This window comes from Leptolyngbya sp. GB1-A1 (assembly GCF_039962475.1).
In the GTDB taxonomy this organism is placed as follows: domain Bacteria; phylum Cyanobacteriota; class Cyanobacteriia; order Elainellales; family Elainellaceae; genus Leptolyngbya_A.
This window is the reverse complement of record NZ_JAMPLI010000003.1, coordinates 330,046-348,955: the sequence shown is the minus strand read 5'-3', so window position 1 is coordinate 348,955 and position 18,910 is coordinate 330,046. Positions and strand designations below refer to the sequence as shown.

General features: G+C 52.1%; 14 protein-coding genes, 1 tRNA gene and 1 pseudogene. 5 read left to right on the top strand and 11 right to left on the bottom strand.

All coding sequences use genetic code 11. The features are described 5' to 3' along the window. Positions 1 to 131: 131 nt before the first annotated feature. Both NDI45_RS05405 and NDI45_RS05400 read left to right on the top strand, forming a co-directional pair. The gene (locus NDI45_RS05405; RefSeq protein WP_190790078.1) at positions 132 to 593 is read left to right on the top strand and encodes a hypothetical protein; all 462 of its coding nucleotides are present in this window, start codon (positions 132 to 134) and stop codon (positions 591 to 593) included. 144 nt (positions 594 to 737) lie between these two features. Next, positions 738 to 2,981, top strand: coding sequence for a family 1 glycosylhydrolase (locus NDI45_RS05400; RefSeq protein WP_348246704.1), 2,244 nt, complete (start codon positions 738 to 740; stop codon positions 2,979 to 2,981). On the opposite strand, the gene NDI45_RS05395 is transcribed toward NDI45_RS05400, so the two are convergent. Next, positions 2,866 to 4,476 (bottom strand): MFS transporter, encoded by a 1,611-nt coding sequence (locus NDI45_RS05395; protein WP_348246703.1) that lies wholly within the window; start codon positions 4,474 to 4,476, stop codon positions 2,866 to 2,868. The genes NDI45_RS05400 and NDI45_RS05395 overlap by 116 nt on opposite strands. A 350-nt stretch (positions 4,477 to 4,826) precedes the next feature. Between NDI45_RS05395 and NDI45_RS05390 the strand changes: the two genes are divergently transcribed. Next, positions 4,827 to 5,372 carry a polynucleotide kinase gene (locus tag NDI45_RS05390; protein ID WP_348246702.1) on the top strand — a complete coding sequence of 182 codons (546 nt, stop codon included), beginning with the start codon at positions 4,827 to 4,829 and terminating at the stop codon, positions 5,370 to 5,372. A gap of 60 nt (positions 5,373 to 5,432) precedes the next feature. On the opposite strand, the gene NDI45_RS05385 is transcribed toward NDI45_RS05390, so the two are convergent. The 5 genes from NDI45_RS05385 to NDI45_RS05365 all read right to left on the bottom strand — a co-directional run bounded on the left by NDI45_RS05385 (position 5,433) and on the right by NDI45_RS05365 (position 11,617). After that, a tRNA-Gly gene (locus NDI45_RS05385) sits at positions 5,433 to 5,504 on the bottom strand. Positions 5,505 to 5,592: 88 nt separating this feature from the next. After that, the gene (gene ribH / locus NDI45_RS05380; protein ID WP_190794173.1) at positions 5,593 to 6,156 is read right to left on the bottom strand and encodes a 6,7-dimethyl-8-ribityllumazine synthase; all 564 of its coding nucleotides are present in this window, start codon (positions 6,154 to 6,156) and stop codon (positions 5,593 to 5,595) included. A gap of 118 nt (positions 6,157 to 6,274) precedes the next feature. Further along, a complete protein-coding gene (psbZ, locus tag NDI45_RS05375; protein WP_190794172.1) occupies positions 6,275 to 6,463 on the bottom strand; it encodes a photosystem II reaction center protein PsbZ in 189 nt (62 codons plus the stop codon). Between the two features lie 168 nt (positions 6,464 to 6,631). Next, complete coding sequence (locus NDI45_RS05370) at positions 6,632 to 9,553, bottom strand: EAL domain-containing protein (protein WP_348246701.1); 2,922 nt, start codon at positions 9,551 to 9,553, stop codon at positions 6,632 to 6,634. Between the two features lie 255 nt (positions 9,554 to 9,808). Then, a complete protein-coding gene (locus tag NDI45_RS05365; protein WP_348246700.1) occupies positions 9,809 to 11,617 on the bottom strand; it encodes a proline--tRNA ligase in 1,809 nt (602 codons plus the stop codon). Between the two features lie 412 nt (positions 11,618 to 12,029). Here NDI45_RS05365 and NDI45_RS05360 point away from each other — a divergent pair, with 412 nt between their 5' ends. Continuing rightward, positions 12,030 to 13,082, top strand: coding sequence for an AI-2E family transporter (locus NDI45_RS05360; RefSeq protein ID WP_348246699.1), 1,053 nt, complete (start codon positions 12,030 to 12,032; stop codon positions 13,080 to 13,082). A gap of 133 nt (positions 13,083 to 13,215) precedes the next feature. On the opposite strand, the gene NDI45_RS05355 is transcribed toward NDI45_RS05360, so the two are convergent. Further along, positions 13,216 to 14,217 (bottom strand): NAD-dependent epimerase, encoded by a 1,002-nt coding sequence (locus NDI45_RS05355; RefSeq protein WP_190794168.1) that lies wholly within the window; start codon positions 14,215 to 14,217, stop codon positions 13,216 to 13,218. Positions 14,218 to 14,227: 10 nt separating this feature from the next. On the opposite strand from NDI45_RS05355, the gene NDI45_RS05350 reads away from it, so the two are divergent. Beyond that, on the top strand, positions 14,228 to 14,980 hold the full coding sequence (locus tag NDI45_RS05350) for a hypothetical protein (RefSeq protein ID WP_348246698.1): 753 nt from the start codon (positions 14,228 to 14,230) through the stop codon (positions 14,978 to 14,980). A gap of 249 nt (positions 14,981 to 15,229) precedes the next feature. Here NDI45_RS05350 and NDI45_RS05345 read toward each other — a convergent pair whose 3' ends face one another. The 4 genes and pseudogenes from NDI45_RS05345 to NDI45_RS05330 all read right to left on the bottom strand — a co-directional run. Continuing rightward, positions 15,230 to 16,303 (bottom strand): Fe(3+) ABC transporter substrate-binding protein, encoded by a 1,074-nt coding sequence (locus NDI45_RS05345; RefSeq protein ID WP_190794166.1) that lies wholly within the window; start codon positions 16,301 to 16,303, stop codon positions 15,230 to 15,232. A 441-nt stretch (positions 16,304 to 16,744) separates the two neighbouring features. Further along, a complete protein-coding gene (locus NDI45_RS05340) occupies positions 16,745 to 18,454 on the bottom strand; it encodes an NAD+ synthase (RefSeq protein WP_348246697.1) in 1,710 nt (569 codons plus the stop codon). A 37-nt stretch (positions 18,455 to 18,491) separates the two neighbouring features. Next, on the bottom strand, positions 18,492 to 18,731 hold the full coding sequence (locus tag NDI45_RS05335) for a HepT-like ribonuclease domain-containing protein (protein ID WP_190794164.1): 240 nt from the start codon (positions 18,729 to 18,731) through the stop codon (positions 18,492 to 18,494). 19 nt (positions 18,732 to 18,750) lie between these two features. Next, a pseudogene (locus NDI45_RS05330) lies at positions 18,751 to 18,882 on the bottom strand (nucleotidyltransferase domain-containing protein); the annotation flags it as partial. Positions 18,883 to 18,910 lie beyond the last annotated feature (28 nt).

Below are 18,910 nucleotides of genomic sequence, written 5' to 3'. Positions count from 1 at the left end.
CTCTAAATTCCCCAACTTTGGCGAACTTTGAAACTTAGGGAAGGCTGGCTCAGTTTCCCTGGAATTGGGGGGCTGTTCGGATTTCGATCATCGATCTTTAACCTCTAAATCAATTAGTTGTAAATCAATAAATGTCCAAATCGATCGACTTATCTAAACCGCTGCCTACGGCTGATTTTTACCAATTGATCCATGAGCAAATCAGCAATGAAGATGACTCGATGAGTCAGCGGGTAAACTGGCTCATTCTTTCACAGTCATTCTTCTTTAGCGGGTTTGCGACACTTTTAACTTCACCGCCTGACCCAGAGAATGGCGGCTATGCAGAGTTACATCAACTCTTGCTCTGGATCGTTCCTGGCATTTCTTTAATCACAAGCATTCTGATTTATGTCGGAATTCTGGTTTCCCTGGTTTATATGGCTGAATTACGGAACCTGTTTCAAACCTATCCGCAGGATGATACAACCGAGCATTATCCGCCAATCCAAGGTACAACGCTGACTCGTCGTTTAGCCCAAATGCCTGCGATCGTCTTACCCCTGCTTTTCATCTCCACTTGGACAGTTTTATTGATTCAGGAAGTGCGTTAGAGATGGGTTGAACATTCAGCGCGGCAGTGCATCACGACGTGATCGAACACAGTAGCTTACGCAGCATTGAACAAAGTATTGATGCAGTAGAACAAGTTGACGCAATAGAACAAGCTGACGCAGTAGAACAAAGTGAGGAAGTCGATGAATTCAACGCAAAAGATGTCCCCGCCAGCCGTGTGGGCTGGACTGGAATGTACGGTGAATCGAATTGGCGATCGATATTTTGACCAAATGGAATGGAATGGACACGCCAATCGAATTGAGGATCTGAAACGATTCGCCGCGCTGGGTGTGGAAATGATCCGCTATCCGATCCTGTGGGAACGCATTGCGCCGAATGGGGTAGAACAGGCAGATTGGTCATGGGCAGATGAGCGGCTGAAAATGCTGGATGAGTTGGGCATTTGTCCGATCGCCGGATTAGTGCATCACGGCAGCGGTCCTCGCGATACCAGCCTGATCGATCCGGCATTTCCAGAAAAGCTGGCAGAATATGCGCGGGCGGTTGCCGAGCGATATCCCTGGCTGAGCCATTACACGCCTGTGAATGAGCCGTTAACGACTGCCAGATTTAGCGGGCTGTATGGTCACTGGTATCCGCATGAGCGCGATGACCTGATGTTTGCCAAAGCATTGATTCACGAGTGCCGTGCCACGGTGCTTTCCATGCAGGCAATTCGAGAAATTAATCCGCGGGCACAGCTCGTACAAACCGAAGATCTGGGCAAAACCTTTAGCACGCCTCTGCTGACATACCAGGCACAGCTTGAGAACGATCGCCGCTGGCTGTCGCTCGATTTGCTGTGCGGGCGCGTCAATCCTGACCATCCCCTGTGGAGCTATCTGCTGGGGGCAGGCGTTGAGGCAGACGAACTGCTGTGGTTTGAAGACAATTCCTGTCCGCCCGATATTATCGGCATTAATCGTTATGTGTGCGGCGATCGGTTTATTGATGAACGAATGGAACGCTATCCCGAACATACGCGGGGCGGCAATGGCAAGCATCAATACGCCGATGTGGAAGCGGTGTGGGTCTGTGCCGATGGCATTTACGATCACGCGGCTCTGCTAAAGGAAGTCTGGCAACGCTATGGGCAGCCGATTGCTATTACTGAAGCCCATTTAGGCTGTACTCGCGAGGAGCAGTTGCGCTGGCTGAAAGAAATCTGGCAGGTGGCTCAGGCAGTACGAAATGAAGGGGTAGACTTTCGAGCCGTCACAGTCTGGTCGCTGCTGGGGACTTACGACTGGAATAGCCTGGTGACTCGCGACGATGGATTTTACGAGCCGGGTGTATTTGATGTCCGATCGGCGGTGCCCCGTCCGACGGCGATCGCTAAAATGGTGCAATCGATCGCCACAGGGCAGGAATATACCCACCCGTTACTGGATCTCCCCGGGTGGTGGCAGCGATCGCAGCGGTTGCTCTACCCACCTGTTAACTATTCACAAAAATCAGGCGGATGGATTGATACAGAATCAGGGGCGGTTTGTCGCTCCGTCGAGATGAGGCGGATTGGAAAAGATTCTGCTGCCGCTTCCACGCCGCCACTGCTCATTACGGGCGCGACGGGTACCCTGGGACAAGCCTTTGCTCGCCTTTGTGAAATTCGCGGCATTCCCTATCACCTGCTGTCTCGTCAGGAGATGGATATTACAGACTCTACTTCGGTAGCGCAAGCGTTGAAGGAATTGCAGCCGTGGGCGATCGTGAATGCAGCAGGATACGTGCGAGTCGATGATGCCGAGCGGGAACCGCACCTGTGCCATCGCGTCAACGCCGAAGGGGCAACGATTCTAGCGGAAGCCTGTGCCGATCGCGGCATTGCAATGGTGAAATTTTCCTCGGATTTGGTATTTGACGGCAACCGCGCTGAACCCTATACGGAAAGTCAGCAAGTCGCGCCGCTTAACGTTTACGGACGGAGTAAGGCGATCGCGGAACAGCAGGTTCTAGCCGCTCATCCCAATTCTCTAGTGATTCGCACCAGTGCCTTCTTTAGCCCCTGGGATGCCTATAACTTCTTGACGATCGCCCTTCGCACCCTGTCAGCCGGACAACCGTTTATTGCCGCATCGGATGCGATCGTTTCGCCTACCTATGTGCCCGATCTGGTCAACGTGACGCTGGACTTGCTGATTGATGGCGAATCTGGGCTGTGGCATCTGGCAAACGAGGGGGCGATCGCTTGGGCAGACCTCGCACGGGAAGCTGCCAGGCTTGCAGGACTTGATCACACTCGCATTGATGCCCGTCCTGCTAAAGAACTCAACTGGGTTGCGCCTCGTCCGGTTTACAGTGCGCTGACAAGTGAACGAGGGGTGCTGTTGCCGGACCTGGAGCAGGCGATCGGGCGATATCTGAAAGAGCGCGTTTCAGCCTGAACGGGGTAGACCAGCGTTGCAGGGTGTTTCTGAGCGATTGCCGCTGAGGTTCCTGGAGCCAGGCCAGCGGCAGCAGCGCAACGAGCCGGAAAATGCTGGAAAGCGCAAATAGTTCTGTGATGTTACCTGCATTGCTAGATTGCGCCAGCCAGCCCCCTGCTAACGCCCCCATTGCCCCCGCCACACCCCCGATCGCCGCCGTGGTTGCAAAATACTTGGTTTGGTGCTGCACCGGAACGATCGCAAATTGCAGATTGTTGATGCACAGGTCGATCGCCGCCCCCGTCCCACCGCCTAAAAGATGCAGAAGCGGAAACCAGAGCCAGAGCGAGTGTGAATTTGCACCCGTCCCCAGCCAGAACAGCGGCGTCACCGCAACCAGCAGCCCATTCAGCAGCAGAATCGATCGATTGCCAATCCGGTCTGCCAGCCTACCCCACTGAAGAAGCATCAGCAGATTCGCGCCTGCTCCTATCCCGTTGTAGAGCGTGACCCAGCTCAAATCCAGAGCCAGATCATTCAGTAAATACAGATTAAAAAAGGGATTACTGAGGTTAATCCCAAATGCCCACAAGCCGAAGTAGAGCAGGAATAGCCCGTAATGAGAGTTGTGGAATAGTTTGTAGAAAAGGCTGGGGTCAGCTGTCTGAGGCAAACTGGCGACCGGGTGGCTCGTCTGGCTCTCCTCGATCTCCTGCATTCCAGGACAAAGCTCCACAGTTTCCTCTTGAGCGCGATCGCAAATCACCGCATTTTCGGGTTGAGAGACTGCCGGGCCAGAACCATTTGCCTGCGGATTGATATTTCCCTGAAAACTAATGTTTTCCTGAGAACCAATATTTGCCTGAGAGCCAATATTCGCCTGTGGATTTACATCGACCATGCGCGACTGAAAGCCCAGGCTAATGACTCCTGCAACAACTGCCACAATCATCATCACGCCAAATCCCTGAATGCTGCCCCCCGTCCAGCGCGAGACAACCACACCCAGCAGCGGCAGGGCAATCAAACCGGTCAGGCTAAAGGCACTATTCCGCAAGCCGAAATACCGTCCGCGCAACTGTCGGGGAACCAGTGTCGCCAACCAAGACAGCCAGGAAGCACTGCCGATTGCATTTATCAAATGCGTAATCAGCATCACCACCAACGTCGCGAAAATCATCGGCTGCAACTGGTTAGGATGTCGGCTAGAAATCAGGATGACGATCGCCAGCGGCAGCCACAGCAAGCGGGAAAAGCCGTAAACCCAGAGACTATAGCGACGACGGCTCGTGGTGCAATCTGATAAATAAGCCCCAAGGGGCTGCAAGAGATTTGCCACCATTGGCATCGAAGCCAGCATCCCAATCTGAAGCGGCGTTGCCTTCAGCTCGACGAGAAAATTACTAATCAGCACTCCGCCAGTCACGCTAGAAAAAAGCGTTGCAAAAATGCCGTCCAGCGTTGAAGCGCGGAGACTAGAGCGAATTTCATCTTTTGAAATTTTGGTTAGCACTTAGTTTGTTGGCACTTGGTTTGTTGACACAGTGTTTCTCGACACGGTGTAGCGCGTGTCCAACGCCAGCTCCGGCTCTAACCTCTCCTGTGGCGAAGCAGAAGCCACATCCTGTAGATAATCCGTCACCGGAGTGTACTTCTGTTGACAACTTCTCTATTCAATCACTCATGGACACTCTTCCTAATTCATATTGTTTTTTGCCTATTGTTCTTTAAGTGCTGTCACGATTAGATCAATCATTCCTTCTAAAGGGGCAGCGATCGTTTCAGCCGTCATGCCATTAGCAGGAGGGAAGGGAGCTAGCCCCAGCCTAAGATGCAGATACTATCCTTCCCTGATGCAGAACGATGTCCCTACTCCTGCTAGACCTTGACGGCACAATCCGGCAATCGCTCAGTGGAGAGCAGTACTTCCAGCATTCCCAAGATCAGCAGGCGATCGCAGGGGTTGAAGATGCGCTTCGTTCTTATTCCGATGAATGGATTATGGTTGGGATTACCAATCAAGGCGGGGTTGCGGCAGGACACAAATCAATACAGCAATGCATCGCAGAACAGCAATACACGCTAGAACTCTTTCCACGGCTAAAAGAGATTTACTTCTGTCCAGACTTCGGCGGCAAAAAGTGTTTTCGAGTGACTCGCCACAATGTTTATAACCACAGCAGAAGTCAGTGGTCAGGGCAGTACCGCAAACTGGGCGCAGGAATGCTGAATTTGGCAATGGCGCGGCACAAGCAAACGCCTGAAAAAACCTATTATGTGGGCGATCGTCCAGAAGATGAAATTGCCGCTCGTCGCGCCAGAGTGCAGTTCCAATGGGCAGGGGAGTGGAGAGAGCAGCAGGGAGCAAGCCACAAAAATGCTTTCATCCCAAAAACTCTTATTAATTAAGATATTCATTAACATCAATCAAGAGCGATTGATTAAGCAATATTGATTGAGGATTGAGTAAGCGGGTAACGCGATTCGAACGCGCGACATCAACCTTGGCAAGGTTGCGCTCTACCACTGAGCTATACCCGCATCAAGCACATTTACTAATGTCTCAAAAAACTGAGGTTTTGTCAAGGTTTTCTGAACAGTTTTTTGAGACCGGAGCGACATCAATCTGCTATTCAGCCGAAGCGGTAATGTTCTTGAGCGTCGCGGGAAGGGCTGCGCTGCTGCCTGGAAGACTGCCGCTGGGGTCAGCGTTGAGGCTGCGAACCTGACGCATCAGGGTTGCCATCTCGATCGCCCCCATTGCATAATCCCAGCCTTTGTTGCTCTTGATGCCTGCCCGTTCGAGTGCCTGCTGCATGGTGTCGGTCGTCAATACGCCGAAAATTACCGGAACGCCAGTCTGGAATCCGGCAGCAGCAATTCCTTTGGACACTTCGGCAGCCACATAGTCAAAGTGGGGCGTAGAGCCGCGAATCACTGCGCCAATGCAGATAATGGCATCGTATTGATGGGAAATTGCAAGTTGACGTGCCATAAGCGGAATCTCAAAGCAGCCCGGAACCCAAAAGTAGTCAACCTGAGTCCCATGAGGATCGGCATCGATCCCATGACGCTTAAGACAATCCTGGCAGCCCTCCAGCAATTTCCCGGTCACTAGGTCATTAAATCGACCAATGACGATCGCGAAACGCAGAGCGGCAGTATCGGTAAACGTGCCCTCAAAAACAGCCATAACAACTTCCGTGAGCTTTACCCAACTGGTATAAACAATTGGGGTGAACAGGTTCTTTGCATCAGAGCGGTTCCAATCCGATCGCCCTGCACAAAACGCCTTCTTCTAGGCTAAACCACTAAACCACAAAGTAGTTTAAGCCGCCCACTAAAAGCACTAGCAGCAGCCACACTCCAGAACCCAGCAGAATCAGCCGCTTAGATTGCTCCCAGTTGCGGGGCGAGGCATAGGCGACCGGAACGCCAATTACCATCACAAACGACATCACCACGAGGGCAGCGAGGGCAAGTTGAAACAGAATAGACATGATTTTCCTCCCAGTACAGCGACAGGTCAACAGCGAGAACTGCACCTGAATAACTCATGCTTTAAGCTACCAGAAATTGACCCCTGCTAGAAAGGTGGAGAAGTGAGTCAGTGGGCAGGGATGGGGTTACACCGCCAAGGACGATGATCAGCAAGACAGCACCCAGTCTCATCGCGATCGGTGCCTCCACTGCTGACGAAGCGTCCCCTCAATTTTCTTGTGCTGCTTGAGCTGCTGTTTTAAGTCCTTCACGGAAGCCTGAAGCGATTTTACATGGGGACAGTGTTTGCATTCTGGATATCCGGCGGGGGATGCAGGATTGGCTTTGGGTGGGGTTGAATTGTTCCGTTTTGGCAGCTCAGCCGCTTCTAGCTGAATCCGTGAGGTGACCGCGTTGGTATGATTTAGCACAAAGTCAACGACTGCTTCGGCAGGGAGGGGTTTACTGAACAAATAGCCCTGTGCTACATCACACCCCAGGAGGCGCAAAAATTCAAGCTGCTCCACCGTTTCCACACCCTCTGCAAGCGTCTTCAGATTTAGCCCCTGCCCCAATGCCACAACTGCTTTGGCGATCGCTGTATCGCTTGGATCGGTAATCAAATCGCGCACAAAAGACTTGTCAATTTTGAGCGTGTTCAGGGGAAGATGCTTGATCGAGTTGAGCGACGAGTAGCCCGTGCCGAAGTCATCCATTGCAATCTGGATGCCCATGCGCTGAAGTTCCTGCAAGACGGAAATGGTGAAGTTAACGTCCTGCATTGCCATGCTTTCGGTGATTTCTAGCTCTAAATACTGCGGCTCAACCTTTGTTTTCTGGAGGATTTGCACGATCGTTTTCACCAAATTGCGCTGCTGAAACTGATCGGCAGAAAGGTTCACCGCAACCCGGATCGGCGGCAGACCCGCAGCCCGCCACGCCTGATGTTGTGCACACGCCGTCTCAATCACCCAGGCTCCGATCGCCCCAATTAATCCCGTTTCTTCAGCGAGGGGAATAAATTGATTGGGGGGAACCAGTCCAAGCTGAGGATGCTGCCAGCGAATCAGGGCTTCCATGCTGGAAATCTCGCTTGTGTAAATATCCACCTGGGGCTGATAGTGCAGCAGAAACTCGTTTTTGATCATTGCCTTTCGCAGGTCGGTTTCAAGTTCCAGGCGTTCTCGTGCCTGCAGATTCATTTCTGGAGAGTAAATCTGATAATTGTTGCGACCTTGCTGCTTAGCGCGGTACATCGCAGTATCAGCGTGTTTTAGCAGGGTTTCGACATCTTCACCGTCGTAGGGAAAGAGGGCAATGCCCAAACTAGCGGATACATAGAGTTCCTGGCTTTCCAGATAAAAGGGTGCACTCAACACATCCAGGACGCGCTGGGTCAGCTTATTCACATCATCCACATAGCCGATGTGGGGAAACAGCAGCGTAAATTCATCTCCTCCCCAGCGTGAGATGGTATCGCACTGGCGTAAACAGCCCTGAAGCCGCTTGGTCACCTGCTGAAGCAACTGATCTCCTACAGCGTGTCCCAGCGTGTCGTTTACAGTCTTAAAGCGATCGAGATCCAGAAAAGCCACGGCAAGCGTTTCTCCTCGCTGTTGCGCCGACACCAGTGCCAGAGAAAGCTGTTCGTCGAACAATAGCCGATTGGGCAGCTTGGTCAGGCGATCGTGGGAGGCTTCGTGCCGCAGCAGTTCCTCCACCCGTTTTTGCATGGTTGCCATGTACAGGTGAATCCCGATCGTTTGTGCCAGCTTGACGACTTCCTGGCTCCATTCGGGACTTTGATCGGTTTTCAGCTCGCGCCATGCCTCAAAAGACCGACGAGGAAGCTGATTGCGCTCATCAGGATTTTGACGACCCGCCCACAGGATTTCGGTATCATAGCCGTTGCGGAACACGCTCAGCCAACCCACACGCTGATGATGATACTGAAGCGGAATCACCAGCACCGAGCGAATCGGAGTCGATTGAAAAGCAGCGGCAAGGGGCCGAAACTGAGGATCTTGAAACAGATTGGTGAACATTGCGGGAGGCAACAGTCCTCCATTTTCTGAATAAACACTTTCCCTGGAACCTTGCCCACGATCATTTTGCTGGCTCAGGGTTTGCCTTGTCATGTTTCGTTCTGTAATCCCCCGAGCTGCGATCGTTTGCCCGAGAAAGCTGAGCGGCATGAGGGCATGTCCAGAGGGTTTCCAGATCGTCGCCACTGCATAATCTGTGACAGGTTGATCGGGTAAAGGGTACTGCCCACCCATTACCTGCTGCCATCCGCAGCCCTCTTCAATAAAGGCTTCGCTCGGCTGTTCGCCAAAGGTGTAAAGCTGTGCTGGTTCTCCCCCCGGTTCTGCCACCAGATAAAGCCGTCCTCCTGAGCCGTCCAGAGCTTTGACCGTTTCCTCTAAAACCACCTGACGAATTTCAGCCTGGCTCAAGGGGCAATGCAGCAAACTGCTGATGCGATTAATCGTCGCTTCGTGATACGCCTGCTGTTGAACCTGCTTAAGCAGCGTGGATTGAGCAATGGCGATCGATACCTGATCAATCAAAAGCTGCACCATCTGCAACTCCTGCTTAGAAAAGTGGCGAGGCGAAGCATGATGAATTGCCACCAGACCCCAGAGCTGCTGCTTATGCACGATCGGCAAAACTAACGATGCCATCACCCCCATTGCCAGCAAATACTGGACATGGCACGGATCAACAGGCGCGTACCGCAGATCCTCGATCAAGAGGGGTTGCCCGGTTTCCTGGCAGTCGAGGGCATTGAGCGTTTTGCGCTGTGCGGAAACATCAACAATCACGCGCTGCCGAGTTCGGAGAAAAAGTTCTCGTGCCTGAGACGGAATATCTCCAGCAGGAAAGCGCAAGCCCAGCAAAGAAGGCAAGCGTGCATCCTGAATCGACTCTGCAATAACGATCCCACTTCCATCTGGCTCAAAGCGGTACACTTTAACACGATCGATGTCAAGAAAACCTCGAATCTCTTGGGCTGCTGTGGTTAAAATCTCCTGCAGCTCAAGCGATTGGCGAATCCGACTTGTAATGCAATGAAGCAAATGCTCTTGGTCGAAAGCGGTTTCTGACATGATCGGTGTTTCCCTACCTGCTGAGTTCAGCAATAAAGTTCTATTTCTAAGATGAGGCTTAGAGAAGAATTGCTAACAGAATCTCAAAAAAGTTCACATTACACACTTTAGGCAGATGAAAAAAGCGTGAATTTTACTCTCCTGATGTTTTGCTGGCTCAACTTGGTATAGAAACTTAGCGCATTCCCAAAGATATAAAAAAGGAAACAACGATTCGGAACGATTTCAGCTCAGAAGGTGGATTAACCCCAGACCTTAACCCTTGACCGCTTCTTCCAGCCAGCGTTTGATCGTTGGAACAACTTCATGAATGGAGATTTCCTGAGATTCCCGAGTTGCCCGACGAACGACTTCGACTTTGCCCTGCTGGAGGGATCGACCTGTCACAATCCGGTAAGGAATGCCAATCAGATCCGCATCTTTAAACTTCACGCCAGCCCGCTCATCGCGATCGTCGAGCATTACCTCAACGCCAGCCCGGCTTAGCTCGGTATAAATCACGTTTGCCGCCGACACTTGATCTGTATCGTTGACATTGGGAATGACGACGATCGCCTGATAGGGTGCAATGGCAACGGGCCACACGATGCCGTCTTTGTCATAGGACTGCTCTACCGCAGACTGCGCCAATCGAGATACGCCGATGCCGTAGCAGCCCATTACAAAGGGCAGTTCTTCACCCTGTTCGCTGGTAAAGGTCGCGCCCATTGCCTTCGAGTATTTGGTTCCAAGCTGGAAAATATGCCCGATTTCAATGCCTCGCGCTGTCTGAAGCGTCTGGCTGGGATCGTGCATGGCTCGATCGCCTGCGCTTGCCTTTCGCACATCGACTTGCAGCGGCGGCAGTTTGAATTGAGTGCCCCAGTTTGCGCCAACGACGTGGCGATCGGTTTCATTAGATCCCGTAACAAAAAGCTGCAAATCTACAGCTGTCTTATCAACCAATCGCAAGAACTTCGGCTCCAGGTCTTTAAGAGGCTTAATGTAGTCATCGTTGAGGTCGGGAGCCATGTATCCCAGCGGCAGTGCTTTCGCTGCCCATTTTTGCTGCTCTTCGGCCGAGGGAACGGATAGGGCAATGATCGTTTTGCCGCCGTACTGTCCTGCCAGTTTGGTCAGTTCGTTTTGCAGCTTCACCTCGTTCACATCCTGATCGCCTCGAATGCTGACGATTACCAGCACCGTTTTGCCGTTATCGTAAACCACCTGATACAGTACGTTCTTGACGATCGCCGTTGGAGAGCAATTCAGGAATTTTGCCAGACTTTCGATCGTGGGCGTGTTAGGCGTATCGCGCTTTTCAAATTTCTCAAAGGGCGAAGGCTCCGCGTCGGGCGGCAGGGAAACCGCTTTTTCTACGTTTGCGGCGTACTGACCGTCTTCGGTGTACAGCACTTCGTCTTCGCCTGCTGCTGCCAGCACCATGAATTCTTGAGAGCCGGAACCGCCGATCGCCCCCGAATCCGCATCGACGGCGCGAAACTCCAGTCCGCAGCGCGTCAAAATTCGATGATAGGCATCGTGCATCTTGCGATAAGACTCCTTCATGCCCACTTCATCCAGATCAAAGGAGTAGGCATCTTTCATGATGAATTCTCTGCCGCGCATCAAGCCAAAGCGGGGACGAATCTCATCCCGGAACTTGGTCTGAATCTGATACAGATTAACCGGCAACTGACGATACGAGCGAATCATATCGCGGGCGACCGCCGTAATCACTTCTTCATGCGTCGGTCCCAAAGCCACTTCTCGCTTCTGGCGATCGGGAAAGGCAAACATAATGCCTTCTGCCTGGGTATAAGTGTCCCACCGTCCCGACTCTTTCCACAGTTCCGACGGCTGAAGCTGCGGCAGCAATGTTTCCTGTGCCCCGGCAGCGTTCATCTCTTCGCGCACAATCTGGGAAACCTTTTGCAGCACGCGCCACATCATCGGCAAATACGCATAAATGCCGCTGCCAATCCGCCGAATATAGCCCGCCCGCACCAAAAGCTTGTGGCTGGGGATTTCTGCCTCTGCCGGATCTTCCCGCAGGGTGACAAACAGCATTTGAGACAGTCGCATAATCGGTTCCCTTTTCGTGCAGAAGTTCGATTCTTCAGTTTATCTCACGTCTAATTCTGCTTTGCACGAAGTGCTTGAATTCTGGCGACAATTCTGCGATCGCCTCTATTCCTTCCTGTATCTTCCATTCCTTCCCGTATAATGCTGCGAAACAGGCTTTTTCAGGAGTGTTTTGGTCATTACGCGATCGGGGCAAGATTCCTAATAGCAATTCTCTTTCTGCTTTCCTCCACTCCGCCCGTATGCTCGTAATAGAGTCCTCACCCTACAATCCTTACCCTATCGTCCTCACCTCACGGTCTTCACCGCTGCCCAACGCCCGAAGCTGCTGCATTACGCTGCGCTAACCCATCCTAGGCTCTACTCTCCATCCCGTCATCCACTCCGCTTCCCATCCCCCCATCCACTCCCTATGTCCGATCGCTCTCTCACTCGCCTACTTGTCAGCCTAGCCAGTCTGGTCATTGTGATCGCGGGCTTAAAGGCAGCATCTGGTTTGCTCAGCCCGATTTTGCTGTCGCTGTTTATTGTGCTGGTGTGTTCGCCGCTTTTGGCTTGGCTGCGGCATAAGCGAGTTCCGGGTTGGCTAGCTTACATGATTGTGATTCTGGGCGTCATTGCGATCGGGCTGGTGCTGGTTGTGTTTCTCGGGATTTCGGTCGCTCAGCTCTCAGAGGCACTGCCGCAGTATCGCCCGTTGCTGGAAACTCAGTTTGCGCTCATGCAGCAGCAGCTTGCTCGCTTTGGTATCCAGCAGGAAGACATTTTTCAGCTTGATTTGATCAATCCGGGACGCATTATTCAGCTTACGATCGCCTTTATTCGCGGACTGATCGGCACGCTCAGCAACGCAGGCTTAACCCTGTTCATCTTTATTTATATGCTGATCGGGGCATCGAGCTTTTCCAACAAGCTGAAGCGTGGTTTAGGAGCTAGAAATCCGATGCTGGCTCGCTTGACTGCCTTTAGCCGCAGCATTAGCGTTTATCTGCTGATCAAAAGCTGGCTGGGGGGAATGTCGGCGATCGGACAAACGATTCTGCTGCTGTTTCTGGGCGTGGATTTTGCCGTGCTGTGGGGCGTGCTGTCGTTTTTGTTTAACTTTATTCCTAACATTGGCTATGTGATTGCGCTGGTTCCGCCGCTGGTGCTGGCGTTGCTGGAGTTTGGGTTTGTGAAGGCGGCGATCGTGTTTATTGGCTATGCCCTGATTAATAACTTTTTTGATGTGGTGGTGGGTCCACGCTATCTGGGTCGCGGCTTGGATTTATCAACGCTGACCACTTTTCTGGCAGTCATTTTATGGACGTGGATTCTGGGTCCGATCGGTGCATTTCTGGCGTTGCCGCTGACCGTGCTGATCAAAAAACTCGCGCTCGAAACGTTCCCGGACAGCCAAATTCTCGCCACTCTGATTGGTGCAGGAGATAGCGAAGACACGCTCGACGAAAAGACACAAGGATAAATTTGCGACGTTGCTGAATCCGCTGAATCCAAGGATAAAGGGTTGAGTTTGACCCCGTTAGGCAGCCCCTTGAATTGACCCTTCCCTTATCCCTGGTTTTACTTCTGGTTTTGTCTCTGGTTTTACTTCTGGTTTAACGCTGTCGTTCTGAACTGCCGTAATACGATCGATACCATTCCACAAAGCGAGCAATTCCGGTTTCGATCGGGGTGCTGGGCTGGAAGCCAACATCGCGCATCAGGTCAGCGACATCAGCGTAAGTCGTGGGCACGTCTCCGGGCTGCATCGGCAGGAAGTTCTTTTGGGCGGTTTTGCCGAGGGTTTGCTCGATCACTTCGATAAAGCGCAGCAGTGACACGGGCTGATGATTGCCGATGTTGTAGAGCTTGTAGGGAGCCTGGCTGGCTACATTAGAGTTACCGGAATGAGGCGGGTTTTGCATAACGCGCACCACCCCTTCAATTACGTCATCAATATAAGTAAAGTCGCGCTGCATTTCGCCGTGATTGTAAACATCGATCGCCTGACCCGACTCTACCGCCTGCACAAATTTGAAATATGCCATATCCGGTCGTCCCCAGGCTCCATAAACGGTGAAAAAGCGGAGTCCGGTCGTAGGCAGCCCATACAAATGGCTGTAGGTGTGAGCCATCAGTTCGTTGGCTTTTTTGGTGGCAGCGTAGAGGGAAATGGGGTGATCGACGTTATCGCTGGTGGAGAAAGGCACTTTGGGATTAATGCCATAGACCGAACTAGAAGAGGCAAAAACAAGATGCTGGATCTGGCTCTGACGACAGCCCTCCAGCAAATTTACGAACCCTGTGACGTTGCTGTCTACATACGCCCAGGGGTTGCTGAGCGAATAGCGGACGCCCGCCTGCGCTGCCAGATTTATCACATAATCAAACTGCTGCTGCTGAAACAGGTTGGCTATTTCCGATCGATTGCTCAGGTCAAGATACTGAAACGTAAATCCTGGTTTATCCGTCAGTCTTGCCAGTCTCGCTTTCTTCAGGTTGACATCGTAGTATTCGTTCAGGTTATCGATGCCATAAACCGCAAAGCCGTTTGCTAATAGCCGCTCGGCGAGATGATAGCCTATGAATCCGGCAACTCCAGTGACTAATACTTGCATGATGGTTTCGATGACGAATCTGACGGTGGGCATTCAGTCTGCCCTTCTAAAATCTGCCCTTCTAAAATCTGCGCTGTTGAGCATAGGGTTCATCCTAGCAGGAGTCGTTTCAGCCGAGGCTCAGCCTACTGCGTCTCCTGAAGAAAGTCCTGCTTCTAGGACTGAGCAGTCCATCGATCTGGATCCCAGCATCATCGAAAATAGTCCAGTTTTGCAGCGATGGCTAAATGAAGTGCCGGATGTGCGATCGCAAATTCGCAGCGATCCTAGTTTTCGGACGCGCCTGAGACTCTTGTATTCCCAGTATCCTGCCAGCGAACAGGCAGCCGGGGTTCTGGTGGGCGTGGAAGATGTGTTTCTCGGTCGATCGCCCCTGACCCTTAGCGCACAGTATCAAACTGCCTTCGATCGCCCAATCGAATCCTATGGAGCCGATTTGCACTATTACGTTTTGCCCCTGGGCAGCAATGTTAATCTTGCGCCGATCGTAGGTTATCGCCATATCGAAACTGTTGACGGCACAACCGACGGCGTGAATGTGGGAGTCCGACTCATCCTTGCCCTATCCAGAACCGGAGCCGCTGATGTTGTGCTGAGCCAAAGCTGGGTCGCGCCCGGTTCAGAATCAGAAGTTGGACTCACAACGCTTTCTGTAGGCTACGCGGTCACACCGAACCTGCGTGTCTCTGCCGATGTGCAGCAGCAAAACGCCCCACAGCGTAAAGATAGCCGGGTCGGAATCGGGCTGGAATGGATGCCATAGAAAATTCAGGCAGGTCTGCGGGCAGCAAAGGCACAAAAAAGCCCCTCCGCTGGTGTGAAGGGGGAATGTGCCTGAGAACCGAGCGCTCTAGGTTCCGCCATAATTCCTGCGCGTTACTGCAAAGCAACCGATCGCTTTGCCGTTACCACTCCTGAAGAGTGATTGAGCATCATCGACCCACCCTTGCCCTTGCAGGAGGGGATGGGTCTGAAGTAGGAACGAGGGGATATGGCTTCAAGACCCACAGAACTACTTCCAGCCTGCCCGATCCATAATCTGGAGAGCTGCTGGGTTGTTTCGTCCAAAGACGCTTGCATTGATCGCATCATCGCGGAATCTGCCGTAGCTTGCCAGAACTGGGTCAAGGGATACGCCTTCCACGACCGGATATTCGTTGTTGCTCTTGGCAAAAATTTCCTGCGACTCGCGGCTGACCAGATGCTCCAGGAATTGCACGGCTGCTTCCGGGTTGGGAGCCGTCTTTAACACGCCGCCGCCGCTGATGTTAACGTGCGCTCCCCGATCGCGCTGGTTGGGGAAGAATACGCCAATTTTTTCTGCGATCGCCTTTTCTGCCGGATCTTCAGACTTGGCAAGGCGAGGCAAATAGTAAGTGTTGACAATGGCGATCGACCCTACTCCCGCAGCACAAGCTTGGATTTGGGCAGTATCGTTGCCTTCGGGTTCACGAGCAAAGTTTGCCACCACGCTTCTTGCCCAGGCTTCTGTTCTGGCGGCATCATTGGCTTGCAGCATCGAACCAACCAGCGACTGGTTATAAACATGGCTGGAGGAGCGCACCAGAATTTGTCCTTTCCATCGCTCGTCTGCCAACGCTTCGTAAGTCGAAAGCTCTGCCGGGTTGACCTTGGTTTTGTCGTACATGATCACTCGCGCCCGCTTCGACAAACCCACCCACAGTCCATCAGGATGGCGCAGATTTTCGGGGACTGCCTGCCGAATCACTGCAGAGTCGATCGGCTGTAACAGTCTTTCTTGCTCTGCTGCGCGCCAGAGCCGTCCGGCATCGACGGTAATCAGCACATCGGCTGGACTGTTTGCTCCTTCGCTTTTGATCCGCTCGATCAGCGCGTCGGCTTCAGCTTCGATCAGGTTGACGCGAATGCCTGTTTTAGCAGTGAAACTTTCGTAGAGGGCGGTGTCGGTGTCATAGTGCCGCCCAGAATAAAGATTCAGCACATTCTGAGCCTGAGCAGTGCGAACCACCGGAGATTGAGCCTTTGCTTTCCCTGCTTGACCAATCGCCACGGCTGCCGTTGCAGCACCCCCACACAAAAAAGCGCGTCGCGTAATTTTGTTCATATCCCGTTGAAGAGTCGAGGTAAAAGAGTATGCACAGTTGTGATATTTGCAGCAGATTGCCTGACGGGTGGTCGGTTTCGCTGCTGGAGACTCATTGTACACTTATTGCAACTCATTCTCACTAAACTGGCTCTGCTTTTTAGAAAAATTACTGAAACGGCGAGCGCTGCTTCTAGAGCAGAATCCTAATACAGCAATTGCTTGAGCCAAAACCGCGCAGCAAAATTCGCAACTCTTTAGAAAGAGTGCCATATGGCATCGAAAGTTTGTTGACAAGATATCTTGTTTAAGTTCGGATTAAATTCTGGAAAGACAGTGAAAAACGGCGATCGCAGCTCGAACTATCCCCAGCCTCCACGGTGGGAAAGGAGATTTGACCCATTTGATTGCCGGGAGCACCGCTTTTTCGATTTCCCTAAATTCCTCGCAGGCTCTCTTTGGCTAAGGTTTGATGGTGATCGTAGCCGGATGAGCAGCCGCGGGCAGCCATCGATTGGCGATTGGCATTCTCCAGCCTGTGCCAAAGGCGCGATCGGTGACTTTTAAGCCGGGAGGAGCCTGTTTGCGCTTAAATTCGGCACGAATCACGAGTTTGATCACACGCTCGACCGTGGCAGCATCGTGCCCACTTGCAACAATCTCGTCGGGCGATCGATTGTCGTGGATAAACTGATGCAGAATGTCATCGAGGATGTCGTAGGGCGGCAGCGAGTCTTGATCGACCTGCCCGGGCTTAAGTTCTGCGCTGGGCGGCTTGACGATAACATGAGCCGGAATCAGCTTTTGCCCAGTGGAGTTAAGCCATTGGCAAATGGAATAAACCTTCGTTTTAGGCACATCTGCAATTACCGCCAGTCCGCCGTTCATGTCGCCGTAGAGGGTGCAGTAGCCAACCGCCATTTCGGATTTATTGCCCGTAGACAGCAGCAGATGCCCAAATTTATTCGAGAGTGCCATCAGCAGATTGCCACGAATCCGCGACTGCAAATTTTCTTCCGCCAGCCCAAACTCTGTATCTGCAAACAGCTCTGCCAGCGTGCGATCGTAGCTTTGCATCAGGTCGCCGATCGGCAATATCTCGGTTTTAATCGCCAGATTCTGCGCGAGCTGCACGGCATCGGTGATCGAGTGCTTGGAACTGTAGGGCGACGGCATCAAAACTCCCAGCACATTTTCTGCACCGATCGCCATCATTGCCACGGCTGCCACCAGCGAAGAGTCAATCCCGCCGCTTAAGCCCAGCACAACCTTCGAGAAGCCGCACTTTCGCACGTAGTCCCGCAAGCCCAGCACCAGCGCAGACCACATTTCGGCGTCGTCATTTTCAGGCTGCGGCGCGATCTGGTTGGGATTGAGGCACAAATCCTGCTGCGTGTGATCATATTCAACCAGGACCAGATCCGGCTCGAAGGCATTTGCTCGGCAGGTCATTTCACCCCGGCGATCGAAGCCGCTGCTGTTGCCGTCAAAAATCAGATCATCGTTGCCGCCTACCTGATTAGCATAAATAATCGGAGTCTGGTAGCGAATCGCCGCATGGTGCAGCATGGCTTGGCGAATTCTTTGCTTGCCCATATGAAAGGGAGAGGCAGATAAATTGACGATTAGATTCACCTGCTGAGCCACCAGATCCTCGATCGGGCTGGCTTCATAGCTGCGCTTGCCCCAAAATTCTTCGTCGTTCCACAGGTCTTCGCAGATGGTGACGCCAATTTTGAGCGAGTCGATCGCAAATGCCATGCTTGCCTGCCCCGGCTCAAAGTAGCGATCTTCGTCGAACACATCGTAGGTGGGCAACAGCCGCTTGTGGAAATACTGCTGAACATCGCCATCTTGCAGCAGCGCAATGCTGTTAAACAGCGGTTTGCCTCCGGTTTGAACAGCGCGATCGTTGGGAACCACGGTTCCAACCAGAACGGCGATTTGAGGGGGCAAATCTTTTGCTAATTGGTTTAGCGTGTCTGCCATCGATCGTACAAACGCAGGCTGAAGCAGCAAATCGCGAGGCGGATAGCCGCAAAGGGAAAGCTCTGGCGTCAGTAGGAGAGAAACACCTTGACTCGCTGCCTGTTGAGCTGCTTCGAGAATTTGGCGGGCGTTGCCGGAAAGATCGCCGATCGTAGGATTGAGCTGAGCAATGGCAATTTTCATAGGAATTACAAGAGTTACAAGAATGTAGGAAAAAGAATTACTCGCTTAGCTGATAAAGAATAGCTAGAGGATTCACTTTAAATTCAGCTAAATCTTGTTCAATCACTTGCCAAACTTTTTGAAAATCAACCCTTCCAGAGTCATGAATTAAAAGATTTCGCATTCCAGCAATTTGTTTCTGGGGAATTTGAGGGTGAGCTGTTTTTAATGTCTGAGAGGTTCTTTTAGTCGCTTTGCTAATGACTTCTAAATTTCGCTCGATCGCGTCCTGCCACATTTTGTCGCTTGCTAGTGCAGTCAATGTCGCTATGATTTGTTGCCTCGTCTCTTGCAACAGAGCCAAAGATACGAACATTTAAAGCTTTATGCTGAGCAGCAATTGCTAAAATCTCTTCGCGTTTTTCTCTGATGAATTCCTCAATTTTCATCCTAACTTTTCCTACTCTATCTTTGCTA